14 protein-coding genes are annotated in these 15,623 nt (G+C 74.2%); 2 read left to right on the top strand and 12 right to left on the bottom strand.

What is annotated here, in order from left to right:
* Positions 1-54: 54 nt before the first annotated feature.
* The 8 genes from AB0I06_RS15040 to AB0I06_RS15005 all read right to left on the bottom strand — a co-directional run bounded on the left by AB0I06_RS15040 (position 55) and on the right by AB0I06_RS15005 (position 10,201).
* On the bottom strand, positions 55-225 hold the full coding sequence (locus AB0I06_RS15040) for a hypothetical protein (protein ID WP_363119201.1): 171 nt from the start codon (positions 223-225) through the stop codon (positions 55-57).
* 52 nt (positions 226-277) lie between these two features.
* A complete protein-coding gene (locus AB0I06_RS15035; protein WP_363119200.1) occupies positions 278-472 on the bottom strand; it encodes a hypothetical protein in 195 nt (64 codons plus the stop codon).
* A gap of 149 nt (positions 473-621) precedes the next feature.
* Positions 622-1,854 carry a cytochrome P450 gene (locus tag AB0I06_RS15030; protein WP_363119199.1) on the bottom strand — a complete coding sequence of 411 codons (1,233 nt, stop codon included), beginning with the start codon at positions 1,852-1,854 and terminating at the stop codon, positions 622-624.
* A gap of 140 nt (positions 1,855-1,994) precedes the next feature.
* Positions 1,995-4,085 (bottom strand): SWIM zinc finger family protein, encoded by a 2,091-nt coding sequence (locus AB0I06_RS15025; RefSeq protein ID WP_363119215.1) that lies wholly within the window; start codon positions 4,083-4,085, stop codon positions 1,995-1,997.
* 590 nt (positions 4,086-4,675) lie between these two features.
* The gene (locus tag AB0I06_RS15020; RefSeq protein WP_363119198.1) at positions 4,676-7,528 is read right to left on the bottom strand and encodes an SNF2-related protein; all 2,853 of its coding nucleotides are present in this window, start codon (positions 7,526-7,528) and stop codon (positions 4,676-4,678) included.
* Between the two features lie 85 nt (positions 7,529-7,613).
* Complete coding sequence (locus AB0I06_RS15015) at positions 7,614-8,195, bottom strand: sugar kinase (protein ID WP_363119197.1); 582 nt, start codon at positions 8,193-8,195, stop codon at positions 7,614-7,616.
* Entirely contained in the window at positions 8,192-9,340 is a 1,149-nt protein-coding gene (locus AB0I06_RS15010; protein WP_363119196.1) for an ROK family glucokinase, read from the bottom strand. Before AB0I06_RS15010 ends, AB0I06_RS15015 begins: the two co-directional genes overlap by 4 nt.
* A 123-nt stretch (positions 9,341-9,463) precedes the next feature.
* Positions 9,464-10,201, bottom strand: coding sequence for a GntR family transcriptional regulator (locus AB0I06_RS15005; RefSeq protein ID WP_363119214.1), 738 nt, complete (start codon positions 10,199-10,201; stop codon positions 9,464-9,466).
* A 128-nt stretch (positions 10,202-10,329) separates the two neighbouring features.
* Between AB0I06_RS15005 and AB0I06_RS15000 the strand changes: the two genes are divergently transcribed.
* Complete coding sequence (locus tag AB0I06_RS15000; RefSeq protein ID WP_363119195.1) at positions 10,330-11,352, top strand: Gfo/Idh/MocA family oxidoreductase; 1,023 nt, start codon at positions 10,330-10,332, stop codon at positions 11,350-11,352.
* A 574-nt stretch (positions 11,353-11,926) separates the two neighbouring features.
* On the opposite strand, the gene AB0I06_RS14995 is transcribed toward AB0I06_RS15000, so the two are convergent.
* Positions 11,927-12,604 carry a response regulator transcription factor gene (locus tag AB0I06_RS14995; RefSeq protein ID WP_363119194.1) on the bottom strand — a complete coding sequence of 226 codons (678 nt, stop codon included), beginning with the start codon at positions 12,602-12,604 and terminating at the stop codon, positions 11,927-11,929.
* 106 nt (positions 12,605-12,710) lie between these two features.
* Positions 12,711-13,985, bottom strand: coding sequence for a histidine kinase (locus AB0I06_RS14990; protein ID WP_363119193.1), 1,275 nt, complete (start codon positions 13,983-13,985; stop codon positions 12,711-12,713).
* 178 nt (positions 13,986-14,163) lie between these two features.
* On the opposite strand from AB0I06_RS14990, the gene AB0I06_RS14985 reads away from it, so the two are divergent.
* The gene (locus AB0I06_RS14985) at positions 14,164-14,364 is read left to right on the top strand and encodes a hypothetical protein (RefSeq protein WP_363119192.1); all 201 of its coding nucleotides are present in this window, start codon (positions 14,164-14,166) and stop codon (positions 14,362-14,364) included.
* A gap of 38 nt (positions 14,365-14,402) precedes the next feature.
* On the opposite strand, the gene AB0I06_RS14980 is transcribed toward AB0I06_RS14985, so the two are convergent.
* Entirely contained in the window at positions 14,403-14,798 is a 396-nt protein-coding gene (locus AB0I06_RS14980) for a ribonuclease domain-containing protein (protein WP_363119191.1), read from the bottom strand.
* Between the two features lie 106 nt (positions 14,799-14,904).
* Positions 14,905-15,531 carry a dihydrofolate reductase family protein gene (locus AB0I06_RS14975; protein ID WP_363119190.1) on the bottom strand — a complete coding sequence of 209 codons (627 nt, stop codon included), beginning with the start codon at positions 15,529-15,531 and terminating at the stop codon, positions 14,905-14,907.
* Between the last annotated feature and the right edge of the window lie 92 nt (positions 15,532-15,623).

Genomic DNA, 15,623 nt, shown 5'->3' with positions numbered 1-15,623 from the left:
ACACGACGAGGCCGCACCGGAAACGTTCCGGTGCGGCCTCGTCGTGTGACGGCCTCAGGACTCGTCGCGCACGTCGTCCGGGCTGAGCCCGGCTTCCTCCAGTGCCTCCCGCATGGTGCGGCCGGTGGCACCGTCGCCCTGCCCGCCGGTGGTCGGGGCGCCGGGCGTCTCGACGACCTCGTCGGTGGACGTCGTCTTCGGGCGGTTCTCCTCGGGTACGGTCACGACTTCTCCGGGATCGTTCGTGCGGTGGCTCGGGATCGTTCGTGCGGTGGGCTCAGGCCGGGTGGTCCGGCTGCTGCTCGGGAGGCGTACCGCCGCCTTCCCCGCCGCCCTTGTCACCGCGGTCCGTGCCATGCGCGTGGCCGCCGCTTCCGGGGCCCGGCTGTGCCGCCTTGCGGGCCTGGCTGTCCTGCGGGGTGCCCGCTCCCTTGTCACTGCGCCGCAGTTCCGGCTGTTGCGGATTCGACATCGGCTCTCCTCCTTGCTCGACCTGCGCGCCGAAACGCTTGTCGCGTAGACGGGTGACTCGCGGGTCGCACCCCAAACGTTCAACGGAGACATTCACCCCGCCCGTCCCGGCGGCACCGGCGGCATCGCGCTGCGGCCGCTGTTCACTGTTCACCGGGCGAGCGTTCGGATGATCATTCCGCTGCGCGGTCGCGTGGGGACGCGGTCCAGGGGGATGGTCGGGTCCTGCGGCGGAACCTCGTAGGGCAGGTCGGCCAGGCGACGGGAGAGCGTCTCCAGGACGCCCACGGCCAGGGCCTCGCCCGGGCAGCGGTGTCCGGTGCGTGGGTCCGCGCCGCCTTGCGGGATCAGCTCGTCCCGGCCGGGCGGATGGTCGAGGAACCTCTCGGGGCGGAAGGAGTACGGGTCCTTCCAGAGGCGTTCGTCGTGGTTCTGCCCGTGGACGTCCAGCAGGACGAGCCCGCCGGCCGGGACGTGACGGCCCTGCCAGGTCAGGTCGGTGACGGCCCGCCCGCCCAGGAAGGGGGCGAAGGGGTAGAAGCGACGGACCTCGTGGGCGAACGCCGTGGCGAACCCGGCCTCGCCCGCCCGGAGCCGCTCCCCGTGTTCGGGCCAGCGGTGCAGGGCGTGTGCCGCGAAGGTCACGAACCAGGTCAGGGCCGTGGTGGGGCGGATGACGTTGAGCAGCTCCACCGCCGCGATCCGGGGCGTCAGCTCGGCACCGTCCGCGTCACGGTGGCGGCAGACCCGGTCCAGCACGGAACCGGCCGGGGCCCGGACCGTCCCGGACCTCACGTCGCCGACGAGATCGGCGAACCGCTGTTCCTGACGGGCCCGCGCTCGCCTGGCCCGCCAGTGCCGGGCGCCCGCCGTGGCGAATCCGTCCACCATGGCCAGCAGGTCGCGCGCCAGCCGCTCCTCCTCGTCCTCGGCGAGGGAGACGCCCGCCCAGCGGCAGACACCGCGGGTGATCACCCGGCCGACGGCGTTGAAGAGCACCACGCTCGGCTGCTGCCGCCAGCGCGGTACGGCCTCGTCCCAGGCGGTGGCGATGTGCTCGGCCGAGCCCGTCACGGCGTCCGTCTCCAGCAGGGGCAGGAAGAACGACTTGCGCTGCCGGTGGGCTTCGCCGTCGAGGGTGTGGACCGCGCCGTGACCGAAGAGGGTGCTCAGGACCGGGCCGGGCAGTGCGCCGTGACGGCGGACGTGACTCTCGTCGTAGAAGAACCGGACCGCCTCGGGGCCCCGCACGGCCAGGGCCGGGCGCCCGAGGACGCGAAAACTGAGCGCGGTGTCGTCCTCGGCGCGCATCAGGTCGGGCAGCCAGGCGTAGCCCTCCGTCAGGAGCGCCAGGGACTCGGGTACCAGTCGGTGGGGACTCATGCGCCTGGAGTGCCCCTGACGGCTTTCCCGACACCGGCACGGTGCGGCGGCCGACGGTCGTCACGCCGTCGATTCCGCCGCCCGGGCCCCCTCACCCGGCTCTTGCGGTCGCCCTCGCCTCTGCCCTGCGGGTGTGGATGTCAGAGGTCGCTCGGCAGGCCCAGGCCGGTGAGGGCGCCGACCGGGTCCAGGTCGGGGGTGCCCCGGGGCCACCAGTCGTCGTGGCCCGGCTCGGACTCGTAGGCGTACCAGAGGCCGTCGCGGCCCAGGCGGAGCTGCACGTGGCCCCGGGGGTGGGTGAGGTGGTTGCGCCAGGGCCGGAAGGCGGGCAGGTCGGCGGCGAGGAGCAGGGGCCGGGCCCTGTCGAACCGGCCGGCGGGCGGGTCCCACGGCTCCTCCAGCACGGCGAGGCCCTCCAACCCGCCCTGACGCCAGGCGGCGACCGCCCGGGCCAGCTCGGACGGGGTGCGGCCCGCCGCTTCGGCGAGGGACGCGTACAGCGCCCGGGTGCCCGCGGTGAGCCCCGCCCCCGGGCGGGCCGCGGCCAGCCGGACCGCGTCCTGCCAGAAGGTCAGCTGTCCGACCGGGTCGCGGCCGGTGCTGAGCAGGGCGTGGGCACGGGCGGCGGCGTCCGTGGCCAGCTGGTCCAGGGCGAAGGGGTCCGGGCCGCCGGGGGCCGCCGGATAGGCCGGGGGCTGCTCGGGATGCGCGGGCGCAGGCAGTGGTGCGGGCAGGGGCGGGTGGGCGCGCGACGCGAGCACGTCGGCGGCCCGCACACCGGGCAGGGGCGCCGGGCCCCTGTCCTGCGCGGCCCGGGCGGCGCGGGTGGCGCTCAGCCGGGACAGCGCGTCGAGCAGTTCCCGCTCGCCCCGGCCTCGCAGCAGGAGCAGCACGAAGGGATCGGCGTCGAGCAGCCGGGCGGTCTGGTAACACAGGGCCGCCGCGTGCTTGCAGGGGTGGCCGCGGTCGGGGCAGCTGCACCGGGGCTCCAGATCGCCCGCCCCCGGCAGCAGCGGCACGCCGCAGTCCGCGAGCGACTGGGGCATCTCCTTGTCGAGCAGCGCCGCGATGTGCCCGGGGCGGTCGGCGGCGGCGTCCAGGAAGCGGTCCCAGTCGGTGTCGTCGAGCGTGCGCAGACGGACCTGGACGCGGTAGGGGCGGGGCCGGCTGCCCTGGACGTAGGCCAGCACCAGGCCGGGTGTCACCGTGATGGCGTCGACGTGTCCCTGCCCGGCGTACCCCCTCCCGCGCTCCAGCCGCTTCACGTCCAGCGCGCCCTGCTCCAGGGCACTCACCCAGGCGTTTCCCCACCAGCTCTCGGCGAAGCGGTCGCCGTCGCGGGGCGGGAAGGGCGGGAAGGTGCGGCGGAGTTCGCTGTCACGGGTCGGGGCGGCCATGGAGCGGGGGGACCGAGGGGGGCGATGGCTTCGGGCGGCGGCGGCCGGGAACGGGGCGTGGGCCGGGTCCAGGTCCGGGGCTGCCGGGTCACCGGGGTGCGGGCCGGGTTCCGGTGCCCGGGGGGCCGGGCGGCTGGACCCGGCCGGAGCGGAGTGGGGCTCGGGCGGAAGTTCTGCGTTCTCGGTGCCGGGTGCGCTGTCCGGCGTGTGCGCGCCGGGCGCGGCCGGGCCGTGCAGCAGGCCGGTCATGCGAGGCGACCGGCCCTCATCCTGCCCGGACGTCTGCTCGCCGTCGTCCGGAGTCGCGTCGGGCGGGCTCGGCATGCGGAACGCGTCGGACAGCAGCTGACGTACGTCACGCGCGCCGCCGCCCGGGGCGTCCGCACTCGCCCGCCGCACAGCCGCCGTCCTTTCGTCCACGGCACTCTGCCGGGCCCGGCGCCTGCGGCGGGCGCCTTCCCTTTCGGTCTCCTCCCGGGCCCGTCGCGCGTCGTCCCGTGCCGCGCGCAGCGCCTCCCGTGCGACGTCCGCGGGGCGTTGCCCGGTACCCGGCCGGTACTCGGACCGTACGGGGGCGGCACCGGCCGGGGTGGGCCCTGCCGGGGCGGCCGGCTGCGGGTCACCGGGGGTCTCCGGCTCCGGCGACGGGACGGCCGGGGTGTCGTCCGGCGGGCTTACGGTGCGGGGGGCGGCGGCGGACTCCGGCGCAACGGCGCTACGGGGTACGGCAGCGACCCCTGGCGCGTTGACCGCCCCGGGCTGGGAGCCGTCCTCCGACGCACCGGCACTGCGGGACACACCAGCCGATCCCGACGCACCGGCACTGCGGAGCACACCCGCAGACCCCGACTCACTGACCCTGCCGGGCTCGGAGCCGCCCTCCGACCCACCAGCACTGCGGGACACACCAGGAGATCCCGACGCACCGGCACAGCGGAGCACACCCGCAGACCCCGGCTCACTGACCTTGCGAGGCTCGGAGTCGCCCTCCGGCGCAGCGGTCTCCTCAGGGGTGCCCGAGGAGACCGGCGCGTAGGCGGCCTCGGCGGTATCGGAGCCGTACGGCGCACCGGGCACCTCACGCCCACCCCGAATCCCCTGGTCCTCGGCCTCCTCAGTCTCAAGCTCGTCGACCGGCTCGGCGGCATCGGCCGCCCTATGCCGGACCTCCCCCGCGTCGGCGTCCTGCCGGTCGGCACCGTCTGCCGCGTCTGCCGCCTCGTCCGCCGGGTCGGTCAGCCCCCTCTGGTCGGACACCGCTCTGCGCAGCGCCTCGCGTGCCACGTCCGCCGGCCTGGGCGCCTCCTGGCCGGCGTCTCGGGCGGCTCCGGCAGCCGGGGACGGGTCCGGGAGGGCCGGGTCCTGGGCCGCCCGTTCCCTGGCCTCCCGCAGCGCGCGGCGGGCCTCGTCGGCCGGGCGGGATGTCATGCGGGCCTCCGCAGGGAGACCAGGTCGGACAGCTCGCGGTCCGTCAGTTCGGTGAGGGAGGATTCGCCGGAGCCGAGGACGGCGTCGGCGAGGGCCCGCTTGGACTGGAGCATCTCGGCGATGCGGTCCTCGACCGTGCCCTCGGCGATGAGGCGGTGCACCTGCACCGGCTGGGTCTGGCCGATGCGGTAGGCGCGGTCGGTGGCCTGTTCCTCGACGGCCGGGTTCCACCAGCGGTCGACGTGCACGACGTGGCCCGCGCGGGTGAGGTTCAGGCCGGTGCCCGCGGCCTTGAGCGACAGCACCAGGACCGGCGTCGAACCGGCCTGGAAGCGGTCGACCATGCGCTCCCGCTCGGGAACCGGAGTGCCGCCGTGCAGGAGGTCGACCGGGACCGCGCGGCCGGCCAGGTGCGAGGTGATCAGGCGGGCCATCCCGACGTACTGGGTGAACACCAGGGCGGACCCGTCCTCCGCCAGCACCGTGTCCAGCAGCTCGTCCAGCAGGGCGAGTTTGCCGGAGCGGGCGGCGAGCCGGTCGCTCGCGGCCGGGGTGTGCTCCTCCTTGAGGAACAGCGCCGGGTGGTCGCAGATCTGCTTGAGCGAGGTGAGCAGCTTGAGCACCAGGCCCCGGCGCGGCATGCCCTCGGCCGTCTCGATGGCGAGCATCGACTCCCGGACCACCGCCTCGTACAGCGCGGCCTGTTCACGGGTGAGCGGGACGGGATGGTCGGTCTCCGTCTTGGGCGGCAGCTCCGGCACGATGCCCGGGTCGGACTTCTTGCGGCGCAGCAGGAACGGCCGGACCAGCCGGGCCAGGCGCTCCACCGCCTCTTCGTCCTCGCCGTTCTCCACGGCCCGCGCGTGCCGGGCGCGGAAGGACTTCAGCGGGCCGAGGAGGCCCGGGGTGGTCCAGTCGAGCAGGGCCCACAGCTCCGAGAGGTTGTTCTCGACGGGTGTGCCGGTGAGGGCGACGCGCGCGGGGGCCGGGATGGTGCGCAGCGCCTTGGCCGTGGCGGAGTAGGGGTTCTTGACGTGCTGGGCCTCGTCGGCGACGACCATGCCCCAGCCGCGCTCGGCCAGGGCGGGGGCCGCCGAGCGCATGGTGCCGTACGTGGTGAGGACGAAACCGCCGTCCAGGTCGTCGAGGCTGCGGTCCGGGCCGTGGAAGCGGCGGACCGGTGTGCCGGGGGCGAAGCGGGTGATCTCCCGCTGCCAGTTGCCCAGCAGGGAGGCCGGGCAGACGACCAGGGTCGGCTCGCGGCGGGAGCGCTTGAGGTGCAGGGCGATGAGGGTGACGGTCTTGCCGAGGCCCATGTCGTCGGCGAGGCAGCCGCCGAGGCCGAGGGAGGTCATCAGGTCGAGCCAGGCCAGGCCCCGGAGCTGGTAGTCGCGCAGGGTGGCCCGCAGGCCCGGGGGCGGCTCGGCGGGGCGGATCCCGGCGGTCAGGCGGTCGCGCAGGGCGGCCAGGGCTCCGGCCGGTACGGCCTCGACCGTCTCGCCGTCCACCTCGGCGGTGCCGGTGAGGGCGACGGACAGCGCGTCGACCGGGTCGAGCAGGCCCAGGTCCCGTTTGCGGGCCTTGCGGACGAGGGCCGGGTCGACCAGCACCCACTGGTCGCGCAGCCGGACCACCGGGCGGTGGGCCTCGGCCAGGGCGTCCATCTCGCTGTCGGTGAGCGGGTCGCCGCCGAGTGCGAGCTGCCAGCGGAACTGGAGGAGGTCCTCGCTCTCGAAGAAGCCGGTGCCGTCGGTCGCCGAGCCGGGGGCCGGACGCACCACCGCCGCGGCGGACAGGTCCTGGGCGAGGTCCCGGGGCCAGTGCACGGCGACCCCGGCGGCGGCGAGCCGGGTGGCCGCGACGCCGAGCAGGTCGCTCAGCTCGTCCTCGGACAGGGCCAGCACATCGGGCACGTCCTGGTCGGCGAGCCGGTCCAGCGGGGGCCAGACCCGGGCCGCCCGGCGGACGGCGAGGGCCGCGTCCACGCGGGCGCGGGGCCCGAACGTGTCGTCGGCCGCGCCCGCCCAGAGGGCCGCCGCGTCGGTCACGAGTGTGGGGTCGGCGAGGCTGTGCACCTGGACGATCGCGGCTCCGGCGCTGCGGGCGGCGTCGTCGGACGCGCCGTCGAACAGGTCGTAGGCCGACAGGTCGAGGCGGAGCGAGATCCGCACGCCGGCGTCCATTCCGGCGGCGACCTCGGCGGCCCAGTCGTGGGCGGTGGGCAGGTGCTGGGGCGGGCGGGCCGCGAAGGGCCGGCCGGAGGCGTGGGGCGCCGCCGGGGTGCGGGGCAGGGTGTCGGCGACCGCGTCCAGGAAGGCGCGCACCAGCGCTTCCGGTTCGGGCAGCCGGATCGGCCCCGGGCCGGGAAGCGGTACGGCGTGTCCCTCGGGGGGCAGGGCGGCGGCCACCGCGCGCAGGTGTGCGATGTCGTCCGGGTCGAGGGGGCCGGCGCGCCAGGCGTCGTGGCCCGTGGCGGTCAGGCCGGGCAGCAGCCGGCCGCGGGCGGTCAGCCGCAGGGCGTGCAGGGCGGCCGCGCCCCAGCAGGCCGTGGCCGGATGGGCCGCGGGGTCGTGCCGGGCGCGGACGAGGAGCGGCAGGGCGGCGTCCAGCGGGAGGATCAGGGCGGGGGTGGTGCGCCGCCGGACTCCGTGAGCGCCGTGCCGTCGGACGACGGTCAGCTCGGTGTCCTCGGCGGGCAGGGGCTCGCCCCGGGGGTCCCAGAAGGCGATACGCCCCTCGCGCGGCAGAGGCGCGGGCAGGAAGACGGCCGGCAGCCGGACCGGCACCGGCGCGGCCGGTGATTGCGGTGAGTCCGGAGCCCGGTCGATCGTCGGAGCCGTCTCTCGCATACGTCCTGCCACCTCCCGCCCTGCGTGTCGGATCAGTCGTCTCCGACTCTACGGGCGGGGTCCGACAATCGGCTCCGGCGGCGGCTCAGGGCACGGTCCGGGACACCACGTACACCCAGGGGTACGCCGGGTTGGAGAGGTCCACGACCACGTCGTGGGTGGGGGCCGGGTTCTTCTGCCGGTGGACGAAGCCGTACCAGGAGTCGGTCGTGGCGAACTTCCAGCCGGTGATCTTCCGGTCGCGGGCGCCAATGGTGACGTCGCCCCGCTTCAGGTCCGCACGCGTCACGCCCAGGCCGGTCAGGTAGGCGTCCAGGCCGGCCGCGTTGGTCTCGAACTGGGTGTAGAGGCGGCTGGTCTTCCAGTTGTTGGTCTCGTAGTACGCGACGTGCCAGGCCGGATGCGGGACGGGCACCTGGTAGATCCGGCGCTGGAGCTTGGAGGGCCAGCCCGCGGTCAGGCCGGTCGCCGAGTACTTGGCCTCCTTGTCCTTGCCGCTGTCACGGCTCTGGTTCGCGGAGATCACGAGGTAACCGGCCGGGACGCCGATGAGCAGCACGATGATCAGCAGGGTGAGGGCCCTGCGGCGGATCATGTGGCGACGGTCCTCGACCGGACGGTCCGGCCCGTCGGTCCAGGAGCCCTGGTGCGGCAGGGAGGCGGTCACAGCGTCTCCTGGCTGCTGCGCAACGACTGCGTGTACCGCTCGTAGCGCTCGTGGCGCTCCACGCGGCGGCGCTTGGCGCGGCGGAAGCGGCGCGCGACCAGCCGGGCGAGGTCGGCGGCGCCGACCATGCCGGCCTCGGGGCCGAGCTGGGCGCGGACGATGCGGGCCTCGGGGCGGTAGCCGCGGCCGGTGAGGTGCCGCTTGAAGGCGTCCCGGGCGGGGCCGATGAGCAGGTCGTCGGCGGCCGAGACACCGCCGCCGATCACGAAGCAGGAGGGGTCGAGGGCGGCGGCGAGATTGGCGATGCCGACGCCGAGCCACTGGCCGATGTCCTGGAGCAGCTCGATGCACATGGCGTCGCCGTCACGGGCCAGCTCGGTGATCATCGGGCCGGTGATGTCGCCGATGCTGCCCTTGACGTGCTCGATGATCCCGTACGCGACGGGCGAGTCTGCGGCGGCCAGCTCGCGGGCCTCGCGGACCAGGGCGTTGCCGGAGCTGTACTGCTCCCAGCAGCCGCGGTTGCCGCAGGGGCAGCGATGGCCGCCGGGCACGACCTGCATGTGGCCGAATTCGCCGGCGACGCCGTACTTGCCGCGCTTGACCTGGCCGTCCTCCAGGATCGCGCCGCCGATGCCGGTACCGAGGGTGATCATGACCAGGTGGTCCTCGCCACGCCCGGCGCCGAAGCGCCACTCGGCCCAGGCGGCGGTGTTGGCGTCGTTGTCCACGAGGACCGGGACGGAGAGCCGGCCCGAGAGGCGGTCGCGCAGCGGTTCGTTGCGCCAGGACAGGTGCGGGGCGAACAGCACCCGGTTGCGGTCGGCGTCCACCCACCCGGCCGCGCCGATGCCGACGGCGTGCACGTCGTGCCGATCGGAGAGGTCCAGGACCAGCTCGGCGATGGTGTCCTCGACGACCTTGGGGCTCTTGGACTTGTCCGGGGTCTCCGTGCGGAGCATCTCCAGGATGTTGCCGTCGGCGTCGACGACGCCCGCCATCACCTTCGTGCCGCCGATGTCGATGCCGACCGTGGGCACGCGGGGGGCCGTCAGGTGTGAGCGGCGCTCCCGCGTGCCGACGGTGCGGAGCGCGGTGGCACGGCGGGAGCCGATGGGGGCGGTGAGGTCGCGGTAGGTGCTCATCGCCGCCGATTCTGCCTCACGGGGAGGCAGGGTGCGGAGCAGAGGGGTGGTGCGAATCGTCGCCGAGGGCGGGCCGGTGGGGGCTTGTCGCGCAGTTCCCCGCGCCCCTCATCAGCATGACCATCACGTGCGTACGAGCAACTGGAACTCGAACGAATAGCGCGTCGGGCGGTACGTGTGTGTGCCGTACTCCACTGCCCGGCCGGTGTCGTCGAACGTGACGCGTTGCATGGTCAGCAGTGGCGCGCCCGTCTCCTCCGCCAGTCGCTCCGCCTCCTCCGTCGTCGCCGCCCGGGCGCCGATCGACTGGCGGGCGCTGTGCAGGGTGATGCCCGCCGAGCGCATCAGACGGTAGAGGCCGGTCGTCTCCAGCTGGTCCGTGTCCAGGTCGATCAGGCCGGGGGGCAGGAAGTTGCAGAGGTGGGCCATGGGCTCGCCGTGGGCGAGGCGCAGCCGCTCGACGCGGTGCACGTCGCTGTCCTCGGCGACGCCGAGCGCGGCGGCGATCTCGGCCGTGGCGGGCACGAGGGTGTTGACGAGGACCTTGGTGGCCGGGCGCTGGCCCGCCGCTTCGAGGTCGTCGTAGAGGCTGCTGAGCTCCAGCGGGCGTTTGACCTGGCTGTGCACGACCTGGGTGCCCACGCCGCGGCGGCGGACGAGGAGGCCCTTGTCGACGAGCGACTGGATGGCCTGGCGGACGGTCGGCCGGGACAGGCCGAGCCGGGCGGCGAGTTCGATCTCGTTGCCCAGCAGGCTGCCGGGGGTCAGCGTGCCGTGCTCGATGGCTGCCTCGAGCTGCTGGGACAGCTGGAAGTACAAGGGCACGGGGGAGCTGCGGTCCACGCTCAGCTCGAGCTGCACGGTCGGGTCCACTTCTGGTTTCGGCACGGGCCGAGCGTAGCTCCGTGCGTTGTTGACGGGAAGTCGTGTAGTCAGATTGTCCGGACATACGGATTGACAGCGGCGGACTGTGCCCGCACTTTGTTCTCATGCGCATCGGCGTCATCGGTACGGGCCGCCTCGGCACCATCCACGCGAACACGCTCAGCCGGCATCGCGACGTCGGCTCCCTGATCCTGACGGACGCGGATCCCGCCAGGGCCCAGGAACTGGCGCACCGGCTGGGCGAGACCGCGGCGCCCGGCGTGGAGGAGATCTACCGCTGGGGAGTCGACGCCGTGGTGATCACGACGGCGACGTCGGCCCACGCCGAACTGATCGGTCGGGCAGCACGCTCGGGCCTGCCGGTGTTCTGCGAGAAGCCCATCGCGCTGGATCTGCCGGGGACGTTGAGCGCGATCGCCGAGGTCGAGACGGCCGGGACGGTGCTCCAGATGGGCTTCCAGCGCCGGTTCGACGCGGGCTACACGGGGGCGCGCGAGGCCGTGCGCAACGGCAGGCTGGGGCGGCTGCACACCGTGCGGGCCCTGACCAGCGACCAGGCGCCGCCGGACGCCGCGTGGCTGCCGCTGTCCGGCGGGCTGTACCGGGACACTCTGATCCACGACTTCGACGTGCTGCGCTGGGTGACCGGCCGGGAGGTGGTGGACGTCTACGCCGCCGGGTCCGACGCCGGCCCCAGGATGTTCCGGGAGGCGGGCGACGTCGACACCGCCGCCGCGCTCCTCACCCTGGACGACGGCACGCTCGCCACGCTCACCGCGACCCGGATGAACGGGGCCGGCTACGACGTGCGCATGGAGCTCGCCGGCGAGCGCGACCAGATCGTGGTCGGTCTGGACGACCGGACGCCGATCGCGTCCACCGAGCCGACCGGACCACCGGCCGCGGACAAGCCGTGGACGGGCTTCCTGGAGCGGTTCGGGCCCGCCTACGAGGCGGAGCTGAACGCGTTCGTCGAGGTCGTCCGGGGCGAGCGGGCCAACCCCTGCGACGGGCGCGAGGCGTTGCAGGCACTGCGGATCGCCGAGGCGTGCGAGCTGTCACGGCGGGAGCGCAGGCCGGTACACCTCGCGGAGATCCCCGGCGGCCCCTCCCCCACGTTCGCCTGACGGAAGCCACGGCCCCGACCCGCCCGGCGCAAGCACCCCACTCGCCGACCAAGAGCCCAGGCCCCCTGCCACCCCCTGCCGGAGAGCCCCAGCCTCCCTGACCGAAGCCCCCGCCCCTGACAAGCAGCCTCGACTCGCGTATCGGGAGTCCCCGTCCGCCTGTAATGGAGTCCCGGCCTCCGGCGAAGGGCCCGACCGCCCTCCTACGGAGAGTTCAGCCCCTAACGCGCAGAGCCCCGATCCCCTGAGGGAGGTCCGCCCCCTCAACGAACAGCCCCGCCGCCACCTGAGGGAGAGCCTTAGCCCCCTGACGGAGTGCTCCCGTCCGCTGACGAAGAGCCCAGTCCCCCTGGCGGTGAGCCCGCTTGTCCCCTGACGGAGAACCCCGCCCTCCTGACGAAGAGCCCGGCCCCCCTCGACGAAACCCCGACCGCCCCCTGGCAGAGAGCCCGCACACCCGCTGACGGAGAGCCCCAGCCCCCTGACCGAAGTCCCCCCATGACCGGGAGGTCCGACTCGCCTGGCACGGAGCCGTGACTCGCCTCGCAGGAGCCCCGTACGGCTCCGGAATCGGTCAGTGCTCCTCCTGGTCCTCCTCCAGGAGCCCCGCGTCATAGGCGAGCAGCGCGATCTGCACCCGGTTGTTGAGGTCGAGCTTGGCCAGGATGCGTGAGACGTGGGTCTTCACGGTGGCGACGCTCATGAACAGGCCGGTGGCGATCTCGGCGTTGGCCAGGCCCCGGCCGACCGCGACGGCGACCTCGCGCTCGCGGTCGTTCAGGACGGCCATGCGGTCGCGAGCGCGGGTGCGCCGCGTGTCGGCGGTGGTGCCGACGGCGTGCCGCATGAGCTGCCGGGTGACCGTGGGCGACAGGACGGGATCACCGGAGGCGATCCGGCGCACCGCGGCGAGGATCTCGGCCGGCGGGGTGTCCTTGAGGACGAACCCGGCGGCGCCCGCCCGCAGCGCCCGCAGCACCTGCTCGTCGGCGTGGAAGGTGGTGAGCACCACCACCTGCGGGGCGTCAGCGCGAGCACGCAGCCGCTCCGTGGCGGTGAGACCGTCGACCTTCGGCATCCGGATGTCCATGAGGACGACGTCCGGGCGGGTGCGGTCGACGAGGGCCTCCACGTCGGCGCCGTCGGCGGCCTCGCCGACGATCTCGATGTCGTCGGCGCCGCCCATCATGAAGGACAGCCCGGCCCGCACCAGCGGATCGTCGTCGACGAGGAGCAGTCTGATCGCAGTCATGGGCCCTACGTAATCACGGCGGGGCGGGGCGGCGGCCCCGGAAGGGCGGTGCCAACTCCTCGCGCCGCGCGCGGGGTTGGCAGCCGGGTGGCGGAACGAGGCGTGTTCACTGCCACGGCAGCCACGCCCGCACCTCGAAACCGCCTGCGGGCGTGTGCCCGTGCTCCAGCCGGCCGCCCGCCAGCGTCGCCCGCTCCGTCAGGCCGATCAGGCCCTGCCCGGAGCCGGGGACGGGGGGCACCTCGCCCTCGGGCGGCGGATTGTGCACGTGGACGGTGAGGCCCGTGCCCGGCGCGCCGGTGACGGTCACCGTGACCTCCGTGCCGGGGGCGTGCTTGCGCGCGTTGGTCAGGCCCTCCTGGGCGATCCGGTAGGCGGTGCGGCCGACGGAGGACGGGACGGCGGCGGGGGTCTCGACCCGCTGGTCGAGGGCGACTTTCATACCGGCCTCGCGGGACTCGGCGACCAGTGTGTCCAGCGCCGCGAGGGTCGGCTGCGGCCGGCCCGTGTCGTCGGGTTCGCCCGCGCGCAGCACACCGATGATCTCCCGCAGGTCCTGGAGCGCCTCGTGCGCGCTCTCCCGGATCACGCCCGCCGCCCGCGCCGTCTCGGCCGGGGGCGCGTCGGGCCGGAACTCCAGGGCGCCCGCGTGCACGCTCAGCAGTGTCAGCCGGTGGGCGAGCACGTCGTGCATCTCCCGTGCGATGTCCTCGCGGGCGAGCCGCTGCGCCTGCTCGGCCCGCAGCCGCGCCTCCGTCTCGGCACGCCGGGCACGGTCCCTCAGACTCACCAGGAGCTGCCGCTTGGCCCGCACGAACATGCCCCAGCCGACGATCGCGACGGTGAGCAGCCCGGCGAAGGGCACGCTGACCAGGTAGGGGATCTCGGCGTCGGGACGCAGCCAGTAGAAGAGGGGCGTCAGCGCCACATTGACGCCGCCCACCCAGGCCACGTACCGGAAGGGCCGGTGCACGGCGAGGGCGAACAGGGCGATGAGGCCCGCGCCGCCCGCGGTGTCCGAGACGAAGGCGACGGGGGTCATGGCGACGGCGAGCCCCAGGGGCCAGCGGCGGCGCAGCCAGACCGCGGCGCAGGCCAGCGCGCCGATCAACTGGTCGGCGACGGCCAGTGCGTGCGGCACCCGGGGGTTGTCGGCGAGGGCGTCGACGGCCGTCAGGCCGACCAGCACGGCCAGCAGGAAGCAGGAGAAGTCGACGACCCAGTCGCGGGCGGTGCGCCGGGGCCGCCGCCCGGCCCGTGCGGCGTCGGGGTCGAGTTCGTGCAGGAGGGCGGACGGAAAGAACCATCTGCGCCCGGTGAACAGCACGGGTGTCTCTCCCCCGGCTGCCGGGGAGGCGTGCCGCACGTCGTCACCAGTCACGAGCGACAAATCTACGCAGCCGCCGCCCGTGCCACCCGGGTGCGGCCGGGTTCGTCGACCAAAGTCGGCACACCGCAGACTTTCGATACCGCCATGGCGCCGGAGGGCGGACTTCCGTCGCCGGGTGCCCGTCTCGCGGCCGATGTGCGTGGGGGGTCCGCGGGGCGAGGCTCGTGGCATGAAGCAGGTACTGGAGTTTCTCGGTTTTCTCGCCCTGGTCCAGGGCGTGGCGGGCCTGGCGCACGAGTTCACCGACTGGGACTGGGGCCTGGTGCAGCGCCTGGGGTTCCTGGACGGTCACGAGGTCTACGCGAGCGTCGCGCTGCTCGTGCTGGGCGTCGCCCTGTTCGCGGCGGCCGGGAGCCGGAAGTCCGCCTGAGCGGGCAGGGACGTCCGGCCCACGGCCCCGGCGGGGGTTCAGCAGCCGTAGTCGACCAGGTCGAACGACGCGTAGTGGTCGGCGGTGTAGTAGTCCTCCCGGTTCTCCTCGCCGGTGACGATGCGCCGCGCGCCGCGGGTGGAGGAGCCCGGGGTGATGACCGTGTACTCGTGGTAGTAGCCCGACGCCCGGCTCGGCAGGACGCCTTCGCGGTTGCGGAAGACGGTGCCGTCCTGGTCGAACGGGTAGGGGCCGCCCTGCTCGATCAGGTCGAGCGTGTCATGGGCCTGGGAGGGGAGGTCGCTGTAGCAGATGTCGCCGACGGCGGTGGGGGCCGCGTCGGCCGTGGTGGCGGAGACGGTACCGCCGACGAGGAGAGCGGACAGGAGGGCGGCTGCTGCGCCGAGCCGCGAGGCGCGTGGGGGGAAGTTCATGACGGTCATGATGACGCGCGTAGAAGCTGGCATGTCAATGACAAGCAGAGAGAATTTCCTGTGAAACCCCGTGCGTTCGCGGGACGTTCACCCTCCCCCGGCGCCCTCACGCCTCCTCCGGCAGTCCGAACTCGCCGTACTCCGGGCGGCCCTTCAGGTCGTACGTCTGGATCGATACGCCCGCGCCGGTGACGCTCCCGCCGGCGTGCTCGAAGGCGGTCGGCACGGCGCCCTCCGCGAACAGCCGGAACCCGGAGCCGAGCACGACCGGGAACGTCAGCAGGTGCAGGGTGTCGACCAGGTCGAGTGCCAGCAGGGACCCGACGAGAGCGCCGCTGCCGTGCACCTGGACCTCGCCGTCGGTGGCCTCCTTCACGGCGGCGACCTCCCCGGCGAGGTCACCGGAGAGCACCCTGGTGCCTTCCCAGCCGGGGTCCGTCAGCGTCGAGGACGGCACGTACTTCGGCAGGGAGTTCAGCTTGGAGGCGACCGGGTCGGTGGGGTCGGTCATCCGGGGCCAGTAGGTGGCGAAGATGTCGTACGTGCGGCGGCCGAGCAGGAAGGCGCCCGGGCGGGCGAAGACCTCGTTCATGAACCGGCCGAAGTCCTCGTCGGCGTACGGGAAGCTCCAGCCGCCGTGGGCGAAGCCGCCACGGGTGTCCTCCCGCGGCCCGCCGGGGGCCTGGTAGACGCCGTCGAGGGTGATGAAGAGGGTGGAGACGAGCTTGCCCATGGCGGGTGCCTGCTTCCTGGTGCGGGGCCTGATGCCATCACGTCAGACCCCGCCGGCACCCGCAACTCGTCGCTGGTCCGTACGCCTGCTCA

It is taken from the genome of Streptomyces sp. NPDC050674, from assembly GCF_040654575.1.
GTDB lineage: Bacteria > Actinomycetota > Actinomycetes > Streptomycetales > Streptomycetaceae > Streptomyces.
The sequence above is the reverse complement of the archived record's forward strand: the minus strand, read 5'-3'. Positions and strand labels throughout refer to the sequence as shown.